This window comes from Telmatocola sphagniphila (assembly GCF_018398935.1).
GTDB lineage: Bacteria > Planctomycetota > Planctomycetia > Gemmatales > Gemmataceae > Telmatocola > Telmatocola sphagniphila.
Genome location: NZ_CP074694.1, coordinates 3522792 through 3538762 on the forward strand (window position 1 = coordinate 3522792; position 15971 = coordinate 3538762).

Sequence of the window (15971 nt, forward strand, 5' to 3'; positions counted from 1 at the left end):
AATAGGCACTTCAACGGGTACGTCTTTTCCTTTGTTCTTTCCTCGTTCGCCGCCGAAGCCGCATCCGGATATTGAAAGTAAAGCTAGAAGCAGAAGTGAACGCATGAAGGGAATACCGTCTGGCTTAAGAGATCGGGAGTAATTTCCTCCCGATCTCTAAGGAAATTACATCTTCTTGGTTTCAGGTTTGGTATCGGCGGGCTTCTTGGTGGGTTCTGTCTTCTTGTCATCGCAGCCCATAGCGCCCAAACCGAAAGCCACAGCAACCATCAATGCGAAAATCTTCTTCATCGAAAAAAATCCTTTCAACAGGGTTGTAAATTCTTGAGGTTAAAAAGACCCTAATTAATTCTTGGGTTCGTCCTTCTTCGGCTCATCCTTCTTGGGTTCGTCCTTCTTCGGCTCGTCTTTCTTCATTTCTTCCTTCTTGGGATCTTCCTTCTTATCGCCGCCCTTGGTCATGCCCGGGGGCATCGAGGGGACACTTCCCTTGGAAGGTGTGGTCGTCTTGGCCTTGTCATCGCAGCCAATAGCGCCGAAACCGAATGCCACTGCAACCATCAATGCAAAAATCTTTTTCACAGTCACTCTCCAGATATTTGGAATGCCCGCAGTCCATCTCAGTGGAACTGCACTCAACACACAAGATGCCAATCGGTAGGAATTTATTCCCGGCAAAATTTCATTACTCGAAAAATTTTTATAACCGCACCCCGGGAACGGAAATGGCAAAAAGATTTTTTCGAAGAATCTTTCGGAATTTGTTTCGACTCAGGAATAAAATGATCCCGCAGGGCATCTAATTAGTCAGGTATCGCTCATGATGAGTTGGTTAACACCTACGGTCAACATTAACGCCCTGGTTGATGCTCATTACGATTCCCTGTACCGATTCGCTTATCGACTATGTGGGAGTGCTGCCGACGCCGAGGATATTACTCAGGACACTTTCTGTAAGGCCCAACAGAACTTGAGCCAGTTGGTGGATGTCGCCAAAGTGCGCACCTGGCTGTTTCGAATTCTCCGCAACGAATATTTGCAAAGAGTTCGCAGCCAAGCCCGTAAGAATGTGCAAACGCTCGACAATCTCGGCGAGATTCCCAGCGCGGAGTTGAAGCAAAATCTGGAATTCACGTCGGAAGAGTTGCAGAAGGCACTCGACGAATTACCGGAAATTTACCGAACTCCGGTTGTGCTATACTTTTTCGAGGAGTTCAGCTATCGGGAAATTTCCGAGCAGTTGGAAGTTCCCATCGGCACGGTCATGTCCCGGCTGTCCCGAGCCAAATGCTTTTTGAAAAACAGACTTGAAGGGGACGACACTCAAAAAGTGATGCCTCCGAAAGCGGATTAACATGAGATGCGAACAATTCCGACTCTGGTCTGATCTCGGCGGCTATCGCGGTCAGGAACTGGATCATACCCAGCTCAGCCAACTGGAAGACCACCGAACGTCCTGCGCGCAGTGCCAGCGTTACTTCGAAGAACAGAATCGATTCGAAAAACGCGTGCACACACTCCTGCACGACGTTCAAGTTCCCGAACAGGCACGCGAGAAACTCAAAATTAAGCTGCGCGTTGGCGTCCGAAAGCACATTCGGGTACGCGTAACTCAAATCCTGGCCGTCGCGGCCAGCTTGATGCTCGCTGTGGGTGTCGGTTATAAGTGGCGCGATAATCGGGCCAAGAGCGATATCGAAACCGTTGTGGAACAGTTCGATCCCGCTCGAGGCTATCAAGCCTGGTTGGATAGCCTGGAATACGACTTCAACCCGGAAGTCTCCTTCAATTCCACGCTCTTTGTCTCGCAAGGCTCTTTTGATATTCGACCGCAAGTCTCGATTCCTTCGATGGTCTTGCTCAACAAGCGACTCAGCGTGACAGCGCACGTTTTGATCGTTCCCGATTCAGTGGCCAACCTGCAGGAGTTAATGAAACTATCGCCCAGTACTCCCCTGCTCCACTCCCGAATTCTTCGGGACAAGAGCCGCGCGGACTTACGTTACTTAGTCCTCTATACCGGCCCCTCTCTCGAAGCCTTCCTCGAACATCCCGAAGATATCTGAGCTGAGCTTTCCCATCTGTTAGCCACGGACAATTCCCGTAAAATTCCAGTGTCGTCCTTGCACACTGGAGAATTCCCTTGCGCCTAGAACTCAAATATTGCGCGGTTTGAAACTATGAGCCGCAGGCTGTCAGTTTGACGAGCCAGATACTGAAACGCTTCAAACAAAAAATCCAGGAACTGAAGCTCATCCCCTCCGGAGGTGGCTGCTTCGAAATCAAGTTGGACGATCAACTGATTTACTCCAAACTGAAACTGGGCAAGTTTCCGAACGAACCGGATATTCTCAAGGTGATCGAGAATCACTTGAAATCCTGATGAGCCAATCATGACAGAATCAAAAGCCCCCCGCTTGACCGATTATGCTTCCTGCGCCGGGTGCGCGGCCAAGATTGCGCCCGGGAATATCTCTCGAGTCCTCTCCTTCATACCTCAACCGCCGAACGCGAATGTTTTGGTCGGCACGGAAACCCACGACGATGCGGGAATCTACCAACTGACCGATGAAATCGCCCTCGTTCAAACGCTCGATTTTTTTCCGCCGATTGTGGACGATCCCTTTATTTACGGCCAGATTGCGGCCGCGAACGCCTTGAGCGATGTTTACGCCATGGGTGGGGAACCTAAAACCGTTCTCAATCTTGTCGGCTACCCGGATAATACACTCGGACAATTCGACTGGCTGGGACAAATTCTTCAGGGCGGCGCTGAACGCTGCCGGGAAGCAGGTGCCTTTATCATCGGCGGTCATACAGTCCGGGATGCAGAAATCAAATTCGGGCTTTCAGTGACTGGGGTTGTACACCCCCAAAGATATCTCACCAACGCCGGCGCAAAACCGGGAGACCTATTGATACTGACCAAACCCCTCGGAACGGGCTTCGTCACCACCGCGGCCAAAAAGGATAGCTGCCCCGCCGCAGTCTTGAAGGCCGCCTGCGATAGCATGACGCAGTTGAACAAGGTGGGGAAAGAAGCCGCCTTGGCAGTAGGCGGGGTGCATTCTATGACCGACATCACCGGGTTCGGATTAGCCGGTCATGGATTCGAGATGGCGGATGGCTCCCAGGTCACGCTCGCTTTTGACGTTCGTAAGCTGCCCATCATTACGGGCATACTCGAAAACAAGTTGACGCAGTTTAAGACTCGAGCAAGTAAAACCAATTTCGAGTATGTGGAATCGCAAATTGCCTTCGAAGGCGAAAAAGATCCGATTCTGAGTGAATTCCTCTGGGATGCCCAGACGTCCGGTGGATTGTTGATTAGTGTTGCGCCGGAGAAGGCCGATCTGCTGCGGACTCGACTGCGGGAAATGGGGGCAACGTTTAGTGCGATCATCGGTGAAGTGAAGCCGAAGCAGGAGAAGGCTTTAATCTTCCGCTTCTGAAATTCTCACCAGCGCATCAGGGCTGTGCCCCAGACCAACCCCGCCCCAAATCCGCTCATCACGATGAGATTTCCGTCTTTCACCCGCCCCTCGGTAAAGGCTTCGTCCAAGGCCAGGGGAATTGAACCGGCGGAAGTGTTCCCGTACTTATCGAGATTGTTGAAAACTTTCGAACGGGGAATCTTCAGAACGTCGATCGAGGCATTGATTATGCGAATGTTGGCCTGGTGAGGAATGTACAGATCGACGTCGTTAGGCTGCAAATTGCTGTAGTTCAGCACATCCTGAATTGTGTCGCACAGGATGTCCACGGCCCAGCGAAAAACCGCCCGACCATCCATGTACATAAAGTGCTTTCCCTCCACAAGATGCTCAGGCTTAGGAGGCATTCGGCTGCCCCCGGATTCCCGGCACAGCAGCATTCCGCCCGCTCCATCGGAGCCCATGCTATAGCTCAAAATCCCCTGATCGGGTCGACCACGGGTAAGCAGCACGGCCCCTGCACCATCGCCGAATAGTGGAAAAGTCTTGATGTCGTTGGGGTTGAGAATTCGCGAGTTGGTATCGCCGCCGATCACCAGAGCCATATCGCTGGCCCCGGAGACGATATAACTGGCTGCGGTGATTAGGGCGTACATGAATCCGGCGCAGGCCGCTTCCACTTCGATGGCGGGGCAAACCAGTCCCAATCGATCCTGAATAATCGATGCGGTTGAAGGAAAAGACATATCCGGGGTAAATGTTCCCAGAACCAGCAGATCGATGTCCTTAGCTTCCACGCCGGCCTTTTTCAAACACCGGTTGGCCGCTTCGATGCATAAATCGCTGGTCGCTTCGTGGGGGGCGGCGTGCCGACGCTCCAGAATGCCGGTCCGCTTGACGATCCAGTCGGAATCGAAACCGAGCATGGCGTGCAGATGATTGTTGTCGAGAACCGTTGAAGGCACGTAACTGCCCGTCGAGATAACCCGAACCCCCATCAGTTGACGGCAGCGGGGGCGGTGTGTCGGTTTCTTTTCAGAGTCCATACAGTTAAAAAATCTCGACGAAGTTCCAAACGCAAATAAGCGTTTTGAGATTATATGAACTTACGCGAGTGCCGTTTACCGCTCCGCTCCACTGGCCAGGAATTGAGTAAGGGCCATGCAGGCCATGGAGGTCTGATCGATCCGGATATTCCCGTCAGTCGGATTATTGAAGAAAGCTCCGATCAGGTACGCCCGCAATGTCGGAACGAAATGAGAAGTGCGATCTTCGGAATATTGCAATCTTTCGAGAAAACCGCAGCCGCGCATCAAGGCCTGCTTGTACTTGTCCAACCGGGCGGCATCCGGTTTTTGCAGCATTCCCATACATTTGTAGGCTTCGGACAGGCTGAGCACGGCCTGAGCAGAGTCGAGAGTAGGGATAGGCTCCAGGTGTTTTACGTCAAAGCCCCAGCGAAAACCTCCTCGATAAATCAGATATTTCGATTCCGTTTGGGTGAATTGCAAAGCGCAAAGCCAATCGTTCATCTCAAATACAAACTCGGCGAATGGTGTTTCCCGAGCCAATTGGAATGCTTCGGCGTATGCGGGGCCCATCCAGCCGATTTGCGCCGGGGAAGGGTTGCTGCGGAAGACCGTGCGATAGTACGTCCCCGTGCTGCGCAGTGCCTGTAACTTCCAATCGGCGGGCTTCAGTTTCTGACTGGCAACCAGGCCGTAGACTGCCATCCCCGCCGTCGTTAGATTATCGCCTGGCTCTTCTTTAAAGGAACCATCGGCTTGTAGCAGCGATTTGAGATATTGCGCCAATTCTTCCGCTTTGGCAATCATATCCTCGGCTGGTTCGGGAAGGAGGCAGATCGCTCGAAGCAGCATCCCGGTGAAGGCCAATTTGCTCGGCATGTTTGCCGAAGTGTTAGGCGTTCGAATGCCCGCGTCATTGAGCGTAGTTTCCGAAAGTAAAGTTAAAATCGCTTGAGCGGCCCGGGCCGTGTAGCGATTTTCCCCCGTTGAGCGGGCCGCATGAGCCAAGGCGCAGGCGGCAATTGCTTGTCGCGTCAGTTGATCACCATCGGTCGGTTGATTCAAAGCCGGGTTGTAACCCGTGATGAACAAGCCGTTGGGTTGCTGCATGCGAAACAGCCAGTCCATTCCGAGACGAGCCGCTTTCACACTCATCCAGGTAGATTCAGAGCTGCTGTCGGGAGATCGAAAGCGATCGAACACGGCCGGTACACGCCGACTCGGTGCTGCGGAAATTCCTGGAGTGGGCACGGAAGCAGTGTTGCCGATCGGTCGAATGGCCGGTGTGTCTTTCGATCCCTCCTGAAGAATTGTTTCGGGGAGTCGATTTGGCGGAGTCTGAGCGACTAAAAAGCTATAGCTGCATCCCAGGATAGCCAGTACGAACAGGGCGACGAATAAATTTCGATGGGACATTGCTCAGCCTCCTCCATGATGCTTTTCCACCATTGGAGCAGGTTTAGCGAAAGATGGGAAGGGCAATTTGGGCGATCCTGCACCGGCCCGAAGACCGGTGAATCATTCAATAAAGGCGGAAGTTCGAAATCGATCAGACCACGATGCTCTTGATCTTCACATCGAGATGTGTTTGGGTGTGACCACGCAAACGGCGATAGTTTTTGCGGCGTCGGAAATGCTGAATCTGAAGCTTGTCCGAATGTTCGCCCAAGACTTCGGCGACGACCTTGGCCCCGGCCAGATAAGGTTGGCCGATTTTGATGCTGGCGCCTTGCCCGGCGAGCACTACGCTATTCAGTTCGACCGTGGAACCAATTTCCGCTTCCCGATAATCGATTCGAACGACATCGCCTTCGCTGACTCGGTACTGACGAGAGCCATCTTCAAACACAGCGTACATATTCCAGCTCCGAAGCTTTTCACTTTTATTCGAGTCTATTAGTGTAGCGTCCGGGAAATAATTTGGCTAGGATCTGTCACCAGATTGTTTTTAATGGAATTTGAGTGCATCAATGAGCTATCCCCTGGACGAAATTGGCGAGCCCCCGGCCGAGAAGAGCGATAATCTCAAAACGCTCTGGACTATTGCATTGTGGGTAGTGATTTTGTCCGGGCTCTGGTACCTTTTGAATGCCTTGGAATCGGTACTTAAACCCTTTTTTCTTGCAGTTCTACTCGGATATGTCATCCTGCCCGTATACGGCAAATTGCGAAAGCTTACCGGTCGCATCCCGGCGATGATTCTAATGGTTGTCGGCAGTTTAGTTCTGCTGATCTTGCTCGGAACGGTATTTTCAGCAAGCATTCTCGATTTGAAACAGGAAATGTCCAATTTGTTCGGCGTCCTGGAGACCAAATGGAAAAATCTCATACACTCGCTGGCCGAGGACTCCAATACCGCCAAGTACCTGAAGCATTTCTTTGAAGAAGATGGCGATGGCACCCTCTTCCTGAAAAGCCAAATCAATCAATTAGCATCCGTGACTGCCAGTATGATTTCGAGCGGCTTGATCGTCGGCCTGTATCTCACTTTCATGCTGCTGGAAGCCGGTCGCTTTCCCAAACGCCTGGAACGCGCATTTCCAGGCGCCCTCCAGGACCAGATTGCCGGGACAATTCGTTCGATCAACAAAGCGATGTCGGATTATTTCGGGGGTAAAGTGCTTTCCAGTGCTGTGCTGGCGGCGCCCATCTGGCTGGTCCTGATGTTCTTCAACGTGAAATTGGCGACGTTTTTCGCGCTAGTGAATTTTCTGGGTAATTTTATCCCGTATATCGGCACCGGAGTCGGCTGCGGCCTGCCGATCATCTTTGCACTATTAACACTCGAGGGGAGTTGGCAGCCGTGGGCCGTGGCAGGTTGCTTAATCTGCATCCATCTGGTCTGTGCTTTGTTTGTAGAGCCAATGATTCTCGGTAAAGCCGTGGGCATGAGCCCGCTACTGCTTCTTCTGGCACTGGCTTTCTGGGGAACTTGCTGGGGCTTTATGGGTATGTTGCTGGCAGTACCTCTGACGGCCATGCTCCTAATCATCCTTCGAAATATTTCCGCAACTCGATCTTTAGGGATGCTACTTTCGGACGAATGACCGGCCGGGAGGCGATTATTTCTTGACGAATTTATCTAACAGCAGAAAAACCAGGATGAAGGCCGCCACGCAGGTCAGGCCGATCATAATGCGATCGTAGTGCTGAGATTTTTCCAGGGAATCGTAGATCTTTTTGAGCCGTTGCTCGAAGGTCTTGGTTTTTTTACGCGAGGAGGGAACACGTAAAGGTTCCTGACAATTGGTGCAGGTGATTCGGCTCCCTGCTTTAACTCCATCGATCCGTATTTTGCACTTGGGACACTTTATATGCATAAATACACTGGTATTGGGCGGAAAGTGGGCACGTAGCCGACTCGCCGCCAGGAATGTTAGTACCCTACAGCCGCTCCATCTTTGCGGGATTCTGAAGCGCCTTGGAGAATGTCGTTCTCCCAGTCGATCCAAATGCCCTGATAACCTCCACTATTCGTTTTCACTCGATTGATTTTGTGGCCGCGCCGGGTCAGTTCGGCAACTACCTCATCCGGTATCCCCACTTCCACCTGGCAGGTTCCTCCATTCGCGTCCCCCGGTTTGCCCGTAGGAGTGGCTGACCCAACATGTTCGATACGGGGTGACTCACCCGCGGCTTGGACATTCATCCCGAAATCGATGATATTCACCAGCACTTCCACATGACCCTGCGGTTGCATATCACCGCCCATGACCCCGAAGCAAAATACAGGCTTGTTGTTTTTGGTTACCAGGGCGGGAATGATCGTATGGAAGGGTCGCTTGCCCGGTTCCAGTTTATTGGCATGATTCGGATCGAGCGAGAACAGCGTTCCGCGATTCTGAATGGAGAAACCAAAATCGGAGCAGAATAAGCCGGAGCCGAAGCCCATGTAATTGCTTTGAATCAATGAAACACAGTTACGATCTTTATCGACCACGGTCAGAAAAATGGTGTCGGCTTTGCCAATCTTGGCATCTCCGGCGGCCACATCAGTCATCGCTTTATCCATCGAGATCAGCTTGTTGCGACTGGCCGCATACTCCTTCGAGATCAACTCTTTCACGGGCACTTTTTCAAAGTCCGGGTCGGTGTAATATTTGGCCCGATCCGCGAACGCCAGTTTCTTGGATTCGATCAACAGATGCCAGTAATCGGCCGAGTTAGGCCCCATTTTCTTCAAATCGTACTTTTCCAGGGTGTTCAACATCTGCAACGTGGCAATCCCCTGGCCCGGCGGGGGAATTTCCCACACATCGTAGCCTCGATAATTGGTGGAAACGGGTTCCACCCAGCTGGCACGAGTCTTCTCGAAGTCGGCCTTCTGAAACAGGCCCCCTTTGCGATCCGACAAGGCAATCAAACTTTCGGCAATCGGTCCGTTGTAATAGCCGTCCCGACCCTTCTCCGCCAGTAATCGAAACGCGCGGCCCAGAGCCGGATTTTTGAACAAAGTCCCGGTAGCGGGTAACTTGCCGTTGGGCATATAGATCTTGGCAAAATCTTCATCGCGGGCGTACCGTCGGCTCGCTTGATAGTATCGTCCAATGACCTCTGGAACAGGGTAGCCTTTTTCCGCGTAATCGATGCTCGGCTGCAGGATCTTCGCCATCGGTACAGAACCGAACTTACCGTGCAGGGTAAACCAGCCATCGACACAACCGGGAACGTTCCAACTCAGCGGACCACTTTCGGGTATGGCCTTAAGGCCCTTGGAAGCAAAGAATTCGCGAGTGGCTTTCAGAGGAGCCCGCCCGCTGGCATTCAGGCCGTAAAGCTTCTGAGTTTTGGCTTCCCAGACGATGGCGTACAGATCGCCTCCCAGGCCATTGCTCATCGGTTCCATCAAACCCATCGCCGCGTTACAGGCGATGGCGGCATCCATCGCATTTCCACCCTGCTTGAGAATGTCCAAACCGATTTCTGCCGCCAGGGGATGACTGGTAGCCACGATGCCGTGGGGCGCGTAGGTGACCGAACGCCCGGCCTGCCCCGCTTTGGGAACTACTCGTTCCTGAGCATGTGAAAAAGAAACGCAAACCAAGAAAATGAAAGTGGCTAATCGCATATTCGCTAACCGAAAAGTATCCGGATAATTCCCACCAAGAGAATATCCGAAGCGAGTACGAATAAGCAAGCGGCAACCACCCCGGATGTGGCGGATCGGCCGACACCTTCGGTTCCCCCCGAGGTTTTCAGGCCGAAATAGCATCCTGAAACCCCGATGAGAAATCCAAAAACGATCGTTTTCAGGCACGCCGGGATGACGTCGTAAGCAAAAAGTTCCTTTAAACAAGCCGATTGATATTTCAGCCAACTGGTATTTCCGATCACATTTTCAGCGACGAAACCGCTCAACAAAGCGACGGCCCCGATGAGAATTTCCAGTAAGGGCAGTGCCAGCATACAGGCGAGAATGCGTGGGCCGACCAATTTTCGGATCGGTGATTCGCCTAGCATCTCCAAAGCGTCGATCTGCTCGCCGATTTTCATGGATCCCAGTTCCGCGGCGAGGTTGGCCCCGGTGCGAGCCGCCACGATCAGCCCAGCCCCAATCGGGGCGAGTTCCAGGAGGACTGCCGCCGCAAGCACGGTGGGGAGATAATCGGCTGCTCCCGTACGCTGCAAGATCGAATGCGTGTGCATCCAGACCACGGCCCCCAGAGTAACACCGGCAACCAGCCCGAGGGGGAGAGCTCCGATCAGGACGTTGTACAACTGCCGGAGCACTACGGAGGGATGGCGGATTGCTCCTAAAGCTGCAGGGAAAGCCTGCCCGGCAAAGTGAGCCAATCCGCCGATCAGTTCGAAGAAAGAGAGCATAAGAGTTTTTACTTTTTGCGCATCAATCGCAGTAGAGTTTTCGCCGCTTCGTCTCCAAACGCGGGGTCGTTGATATGCAGATCGAGTTCGATTACCGGCACGTCGGAATAGACCCAGTTCCGAATACTCTGGAACAAGGCTTCATCGGCCTCGGGCCACCAGAATGGGCCGTCTCTCTTGTCAATAGCCGAGACGCCGCGCAACGGAAGCATAATGACGGTCGGGCCGCGTGAAGCACAGGCTTTTTCTGCGATTTCTTTACCCAACCGGTCATTTTCTTCGGGATTTGTCCGCATCAGAGTTACCGAAGCGTTATGGTGATAAAATTTTCGCTTGGAAAATTTCTCCGGCACCGATTCCATCGGACCGAAATTCACCATATCCAGAGCCCCGACCGAAATCACCTGTGGGATGCCCTCAATGGCAGCTGCCGTGAGCCGATCTTTTCCCGCCGATAGCACCCCACCGACCAATTCATCGGCCAATTCGGTAGTAGTGATGTCGAGTACTCCCGCGAAGAGGCGATCGCGAATCATCGCTTCCATGGTCCGGCCACCGGAACCTGTGGCATGGAAAACCAGCGTTTCAAAATTCTCCGAATCGAAATGGTTCCGCGCCTGCTCGACGCACGGGGTGGTAACACCGAACATACTTGAGGCAATCATCGCACGGTCGGTATGAGCCTGAGGCAGCTCCGAATTGAGCATTCCGGCCATGGCGTGAGCGGCGTTAGCCAGGATCGTTCGACTGAAGCGATTGAGACCGCAGAAATCGACCACGGAATACATCATGCAGATATCGCGCACACCGACGTAATGGCCCACCTGTCCACTGGCGAGTGTCGAAACCAGTATCTTGGGTAGACCGTACGGCAAGGCCCGCATGACCGCCGACGCAATCGTGGAGCCGGCGGAGCCTCCAATACCGAGGACACCCTGAATCTGACCTCGGCTGGCCAACCCCGTCGCCACTTTCACGGCCCCGCGTGCGGCCAGATCAATCGCTTCCCCTCGATCATTCCGACGACGGACCAAATCGAGAGTTGTACCGGCGGCGGCGAAGATTTCCTGACTCGTAATTTTTGCGAATTTTGCGGATTCTCCCAGCACGCCACAGTCCATGATGGCGACTTGTAACGACTGGGAAGACAGGAGATCTCGGAGATATTCGATCTCCGCGCCTTTTGTATCCAGAGTGCCTATTAACAGGACCGTTTTAGTCCCCATTTATTCCCTCTATTTTCTCGGCAGGAGCGCCGATTCGTGCTACATTTACTTTTACGACCAGGAGTTAACGCAGTCATGAAATTGTTTGTACTACGCCTGATTAAACGGTCGGTGCTAGTTGTCGCGGCCCTTGCGGCTATTGGCTGTATTTACGGTAGAATCCTGTATACGGTCATGACCAGCCACACCACTAATCCTCCCGAAGAAGCCGCCGAGATTCTCTGGAGAGCCCCGGTTACTCTGGCCGCGATCGGATTTGTTTTTCTCGTTTTCGGGGAACTGCTTTCTGAAGCTTTTCGTCGCCGAAAGTCCACTATTTCGTCCCATAGCCTCAAAAAGACAGCTTACACCTCGGTTTCGGAAATTCCGATTCCCCCTCCTCCAACTCACACAGTTTAGTTCGCTTGAACCTGTCGAAGACGCCCGGCCCAACTACAATTTCCCATTATGTCGATACGTCAACAATGTTTAGAGCGTCTGCACGCTCAAATCCGCGCGGGTAAACCGATCATCGGCGGCGGGGCCGGTACGGGTATTACCGCTAAGTGCGCCGAACAGGGCGGCATCGATTTACTGATTATTTACAACTCGGGTCGCTACCGCATGGCCGGTCGGGGCAGCCTGAGCGGCATGATGCCCTATGGCGATGCCAATCAGATCGTCTTGGACATGGCCCGGGAAGTCCTGCCGGTGGCTCGGAAAACCCCGGTGCTGGCCGGGGTGTGCGGCACCGATCCCTTCCGGATCATGGAGTATTTCCTAAGGGATATTAAGTCGGCCGGTTTTAGCGGCGTACAGAACTTCCCGACCGTTGGTCTGATTGATGGTCTGTTTCGGCAGAACCTCGAAGAGACCGACATGGGTTACGACAAAGAAGTGGAAATGATCCGTATCGCCCGGCAAATGGACCTCCTTACTTGTCCTTACATTTTCAATGAACGAGAAGCTGAGGAAATGACTCGAGCCGGTGCCGATGTGTTGATACCACACATGGGTCTGACCACTAAAGGCTCGATTGGTGCCAAAACCGCGATGACACTGGATGAAGCGGCGGACCGGATCCAGAAAATGGAAGCCTCGGCCCGGGCGATTAATCCTGAGATTCTCGTCTTATGTCACGGTGGGCCGATTTCGGAACCGGAAGATGCCGCTTACATTTTGCAGAAGTGCCCGCGTATCGTGGGCTTCTTCGGTGCCTCCAGTATCGAGCGGCTTCCGACGGAACGGGCCATCCAAGGCTGCGTGGAAGAGTTCAAAAAGCTGAAGCTGGCATGATCCAATTTGCTCATTCCCGGATCGATTTAACGCCCCTCACGTCTAGATTTTTAAGAATCCTCCTCAAGTAATCTTGCGTCTCATTCCGATTGAAAATAAAATTATTTTAATATTAAGCCCGGTTTAGAACTGAGTCTGATTCAGTGAAAACCTGCCCCGCCTAAACTCCTGGAGAACGGAAGTGATTCGCTTTTCTTGCCCACACTGCGACAAGGTATTTCGGGTGGACGATTCCAGAGCCGGGCTTTCGACTAAATGCCCAGGGTGTCAAAACAAAATCACCGTGCCACACCCTGAAGTCAGTTTGGAAGAAGACTTTGACGAAGTTGAAGTCTTGGACGACGAGGAAACTCCGGCCGTTTCCAGAAAAAAGAAGTCCGGGAAGCGCCGACGTTCGGAATCTGCCGAACTCGAAGCCCGTCGCGGATTGCGGATGCTGATCATTTTCAGTTGCATCCTGTTGGGTTCTCAAATGTTCAACATGGTTCGGACCTGGAAAAATATGTCCTCATCCGAGCTAGAAAAAAAGCCAGCGGCAGCTACGAACCCAGTGCCAAATGATATGCGGCGGGAAGTCACAGCGATGTTCGCCCAAAAAGAAGACAATATGGACGTGAGTAAACTTCTAGAAAATCCTAATCTCTCTCCAAAAGAGAAGAGAATGATTACGGAAGCGTCCGAAATGAGCAAGCGTAATCGAGAGATGCTTCGCGAACAAGATGCTCAATTTCAACGACAGTTTTTTAACAATACTAAAAATGTCCCTAAAAATCCCAAACAAGAAGAACTCGCCACAGCGATGAATATCAGCTACATCGCTTTCACGTTCACTGCCAGCCTTATAACTTGCATATTTTTCAAGATGAACTGGGCCAGATACCTCTTGGCGGGTTTGTTGTTGCTCTCAGTGGTTTTGACGCTTCTTTTGGCAATCTTCATCCTGGCGAATAACTTCGACGCGCTTCAGGCTGAGGGGACTGGAATACTCCTTTTAAGGATACTTATCACCCTGATTGGCATCACGCTACCGACTGCTATTGGGATAGTTCTGTTAAAATCACAACGCATTTCGGCCTACATGGATAAGCGAAGGTAGCGTGCTCTGGAAGTGCAGGCCCGTTGTGAAGATAGCCATCGCCTTTTTGTTGCAAGTTTCCCTAACAATCGAATAAAGTAGATTTAACAGGAGACAATAGAAGTGATTGCTACAAGTTCGCTATTCGAGAGCGTCCGGCAATTAGCTGGACGCTCTCTCCTACTACCCCCTATCTCGGCAGTACAGTCATCTTAATTTGCGAAGCCCCTTCCGCTCCGTGATAGACCCGATGCGTCTGCTTCTTGAAGTCCCCTTCCTTGGCGCTGTAGATATCGCAGAAGACCTGTGGATTGCGATCCACCAGCGGGAACCAGCTACTTTGCACCTGAATCATCAGCCGATGGCCTGGCCGAATCGAGTGATAGATATCCGCGAGGGAAATGCGAACTTCTGACATCTTGCCCGGTTCGAAAGGCTCCGGCTTTTCGTAACTGTTGCGGAACTTGCCCCGGAAGACATCCCCCCGAATCAACTGCTGATAGCCGCCCATGCGGATCTCTCGCGGATTCGGATCGAGATCGGGGTAATCCTCGGGATATACATCGATGATCTTCACCACCCAGTCGGCGTCGCTGCCCGTCGTCGAAACAAATAATTTCACTTCAATGGGTCCAGCGATCACATAATCCTTATCAAATACATCCGTTTGATACGTCAGCACATCCGTCCGGCGAGAGGCAAACCGCTGATCGGCGATCATATATTCTTTTTCCATCCCCACTGACGTCTTTTCGATGTAGGGAACCGGTTTGGCTGGGTCGCTGACAAATTCGTCGAATCCTGCGGCGACCGGCTTTTCCGTACTCAACCCGGCAGATTCACCTAGGTATAGCACGGTTTCCTTGGCTTCCTTGGGCGGCCACGAGTCGAGATTACGCCACTGATTGGTGCCGGTTTCAAAAACGATGGCCTTGGGTGCCTTCCAATCTCCCTTGCCCTTAAGGTGATATTCGAAGAAGGGTAATTGCACTTTTTCCTGGAAGTAGACTCCCGTTTTGGCGTTAAAGCGAACGGGTCCCAGCGAGTCCCCATCGCCGCGCGACCAACCGCCGTGCACCCACGGCCCCATCACGAGAGTATTGGGAGCCGTCGCGGTCTTTTCCACCTGGCGGAAGGTATGGATAGCCCCGAAAAGATTTTCCGCATCGTACCAGCCGCCGACCGTCATCACGGCCGGTTTGATGTTTTTGGTATGCTGGCGGATATTTCGAGATTTCCAGAACTCGTCGTAAGTGCCATGAATCATCATTTCATTCCAGAACGCCACCTGCCCTTTCATGTAATTCGCATCGGCGTTGTATAACGGCCCCATCTTGAGGAAGAAATCGTAGCCGTCCGGCGTACCATGATCGAACGGCAGATACCCATATTTTTTGGTCGGCTCGGGGCGCGGCTTGCCGAAATTGGACAGGAAGTTGAAGCAATGCGGCAAAAACAAAGCTCCATTGTGGTGAAAATCATCGCCCACGAACCAGTCGGTGACCGGAGCCTGCGGCGAAGAGGCTTTCAGCGCGGGATGAGCATCGATCATGCCGCAGACGGTATAGAACCCGGGGTAGGAAATCCCCCATTGGCCTACTTTACCGTTGTTATTCGGCACATTCTTGACCAGCCAATCGATCGTATCGTAGGTATCCGAAGTTTCGTCAAACTGCTGCCCCTTTTTGTCCACAATGTAGGGCCGCATGTTGACGAACTCCCCCTCCGACATCCAGCGACCGCGGACATCCTGAGCCACGAAGATGTAACCTTCTTTCAGGAAGCCGGCCGGAACGCGCGGCGGCGTCAGCTGATCCACCCCGTAAGGCCCAACGCTGTAGGGCGTTCGCATCAGGAGCATCGGATAAGTTTTGGAGATATCCTTCGGAGCATAGACCGCCGTGAAGAGCTTTTTGCCGTCTCGCATGGGTATGCGAAATTCGTACTTGGTGTAATGGGAGAGGAAGAACTCCCGATTGAGTCTTTCCTCATCGGAAATCGTTGCCGACGGCCGCATTTGTGCAAATGAGGCGGCGGGAAGCAGACCCAGCAAAAGAATCAATAATAAAAATCGCTTCATGGATGCCTCGCGGGAAAAAATCGAAGAGGT

17 protein-coding genes and 1 pseudogene are annotated in these 15971 nt (G+C 52.5%); 8 read left to right on the plus strand and 10 right to left on the minus strand.

What is annotated here, in order from left to right:
* Nucleotides 1-165: 165 nt before the first annotated feature.
* Together KIH39_RS26835 and KIH39_RS13900 are read right to left on the minus strand one after the other, a co-directional pair.
* Nucleotides 166-291, minus strand: a complete 126-nt coding sequence (locus KIH39_RS26835; protein ID WP_261352895.1) for a hypothetical protein — start codon at nucleotides 289-291, stop codon at nucleotides 166-168.
* Nucleotides 292-345: 54 nt separating this feature from the next.
* Nucleotides 346-582, minus strand: coding sequence for a hypothetical protein (locus tag KIH39_RS13900; RefSeq protein WP_213493845.1), 237 nt, complete (start codon nucleotides 580-582; stop codon nucleotides 346-348).
* 238 nt (nucleotides 583-820) lie between these two features.
* Here KIH39_RS13900 and KIH39_RS13905 point away from each other — a divergent pair, with 238 nt between their 5' ends.
* The 4 genes and pseudogenes from KIH39_RS13905 (at nucleotide 821) to selD (ending at nucleotide 3452) form a co-directional block, all read left to right on the plus strand.
* A complete protein-coding gene (locus KIH39_RS13905; protein ID WP_246539298.1) occupies nucleotides 821-1354 on the plus strand; it encodes an RNA polymerase sigma factor in 534 nt (177 codons plus the stop codon).
* Nucleotide 1355: 1 nt separating this feature from the next.
* A complete protein-coding gene (locus tag KIH39_RS13910; RefSeq protein ID WP_213493846.1) occupies nucleotides 1356-2066 on the plus strand; it encodes an anti-sigma factor family protein in 711 nt (236 codons plus the stop codon).
* Between the two features lie 122 nt (nucleotides 2067-2188).
* Nucleotides 2189-2383, plus strand: a pseudogene (locus KIH39_RS13915) (Rdx family protein); the annotation flags it as partial.
* Between the two features lie 10 nt (nucleotides 2384-2393).
* On the plus strand, nucleotides 2394-3452 hold the full coding sequence (gene selD, locus KIH39_RS13920; RefSeq protein WP_213493848.1) for a selenide, water dikinase SelD: 1059 nt from the start codon (nucleotides 2394-2396) through the stop codon (nucleotides 3450-3452).
* Nucleotides 3453-3457: 5 nt separating this feature from the next.
* Here selD and KIH39_RS13925 read toward each other — a convergent pair whose 3' ends face one another.
* From KIH39_RS13925 to rplU, 3 genes are all read right to left on the minus strand, one after another.
* Complete coding sequence (locus KIH39_RS13925; protein WP_246539299.1) at nucleotides 3458-4480, minus strand: 3-oxoacyl-ACP synthase III family protein; 1023 nt, start codon at nucleotides 4478-4480, stop codon at nucleotides 3458-3460.
* A 75-nt stretch (nucleotides 4481-4555) separates the two neighbouring features.
* Entirely contained in the window at nucleotides 4556-5878 is a 1323-nt protein-coding gene (locus KIH39_RS13930) for a hypothetical protein (RefSeq protein ID WP_213493849.1), read from the minus strand.
* 133 nt (nucleotides 5879-6011) lie between these two features.
* Nucleotides 6012-6320: a 50S ribosomal protein L21 gene (rplU, locus tag KIH39_RS13935; protein WP_213493850.1), complete on the minus strand. Its 309-nt coding sequence runs from the start codon at nucleotides 6318-6320 to the stop codon at nucleotides 6012-6014.
* 112 nt (nucleotides 6321-6432) lie between these two features.
* Here rplU and KIH39_RS13940 point away from each other — a divergent pair, with 112 nt between their 5' ends.
* Nucleotides 6433-7509 carry an AI-2E family transporter gene (locus KIH39_RS13940; protein ID WP_213493851.1) on the plus strand — a complete coding sequence of 359 codons (1077 nt, stop codon included), beginning with the start codon at nucleotides 6433-6435 and terminating at the stop codon, nucleotides 7507-7509.
* A 15-nt stretch (nucleotides 7510-7524) separates the two neighbouring features.
* On the opposite strand, the gene KIH39_RS13945 is transcribed toward KIH39_RS13940, so the two are convergent.
* From KIH39_RS13945 to KIH39_RS13960, 4 genes are read right to left on the minus strand one after another with little or no spacing between them, the layout of a single operon-like run.
* A complete protein-coding gene (locus KIH39_RS13945) occupies nucleotides 7525-7782 on the minus strand; it encodes a hypothetical protein (RefSeq protein WP_213493852.1) in 258 nt (85 codons plus the stop codon).
* A gap of 56 nt (nucleotides 7783-7838) precedes the next feature.
* Complete coding sequence (gene ggt, locus KIH39_RS13950) at nucleotides 7839-9530, minus strand: gamma-glutamyltransferase (RefSeq protein WP_213493853.1); 1692 nt, start codon at nucleotides 9528-9530, stop codon at nucleotides 7839-7841.
* A 5-nt stretch (nucleotides 9531-9535) separates the two neighbouring features.
* The gene (locus KIH39_RS13955) at nucleotides 9536-10285 is read right to left on the minus strand and encodes an MlaE family ABC transporter permease (RefSeq protein WP_213493854.1); all 750 of its coding nucleotides are present in this window, start codon (nucleotides 10283-10285) and stop codon (nucleotides 9536-9538) included.
* An 8-nt stretch (nucleotides 10286-10293) separates the two neighbouring features.
* On the minus strand, nucleotides 10294-11511 hold the full coding sequence (locus tag KIH39_RS13960; RefSeq protein WP_213493855.1) for a Tm-1-like ATP-binding domain-containing protein: 1218 nt from the start codon (nucleotides 11509-11511) through the stop codon (nucleotides 10294-10296).
* 75 nt (nucleotides 11512-11586) lie between these two features.
* Between KIH39_RS13960 and KIH39_RS13965 the strand changes: the two genes are divergently transcribed.
* The 3 genes from KIH39_RS13965 (at nucleotide 11587) to KIH39_RS13975 (ending at nucleotide 13882) form a co-directional block, all read left to right on the plus strand.
* Nucleotides 11587-11910, plus strand: a complete 324-nt coding sequence (locus KIH39_RS13965) for a hypothetical protein (protein WP_213493856.1) — start codon at nucleotides 11587-11589, stop codon at nucleotides 11908-11910.
* A 48-nt stretch (nucleotides 11911-11958) separates the two neighbouring features.
* Nucleotides 11959-12786 (plus strand): phosphoenolpyruvate hydrolase family protein, encoded by an 828-nt coding sequence (locus tag KIH39_RS13970; RefSeq protein ID WP_213493857.1) that lies wholly within the window; start codon nucleotides 11959-11961, stop codon nucleotides 12784-12786.
* A 181-nt stretch (nucleotides 12787-12967) separates the two neighbouring features.
* Nucleotides 12968-13882: a zinc ribbon domain-containing protein gene (locus tag KIH39_RS13975; RefSeq protein ID WP_213493858.1), complete on the plus strand. Its 915-nt coding sequence runs from the start codon at nucleotides 12968-12970 to the stop codon at nucleotides 13880-13882.
* A 169-nt stretch (nucleotides 13883-14051) separates the two neighbouring features.
* Here KIH39_RS13975 and KIH39_RS13980 read toward each other — a convergent pair whose 3' ends face one another.
* Entirely contained in the window at nucleotides 14052-15941 is a 1890-nt protein-coding gene (locus KIH39_RS13980; RefSeq protein ID WP_246539300.1) for a CocE/NonD family hydrolase, read from the minus strand.
* Nucleotides 15942-15971: the final 30 nt, after the last annotated feature.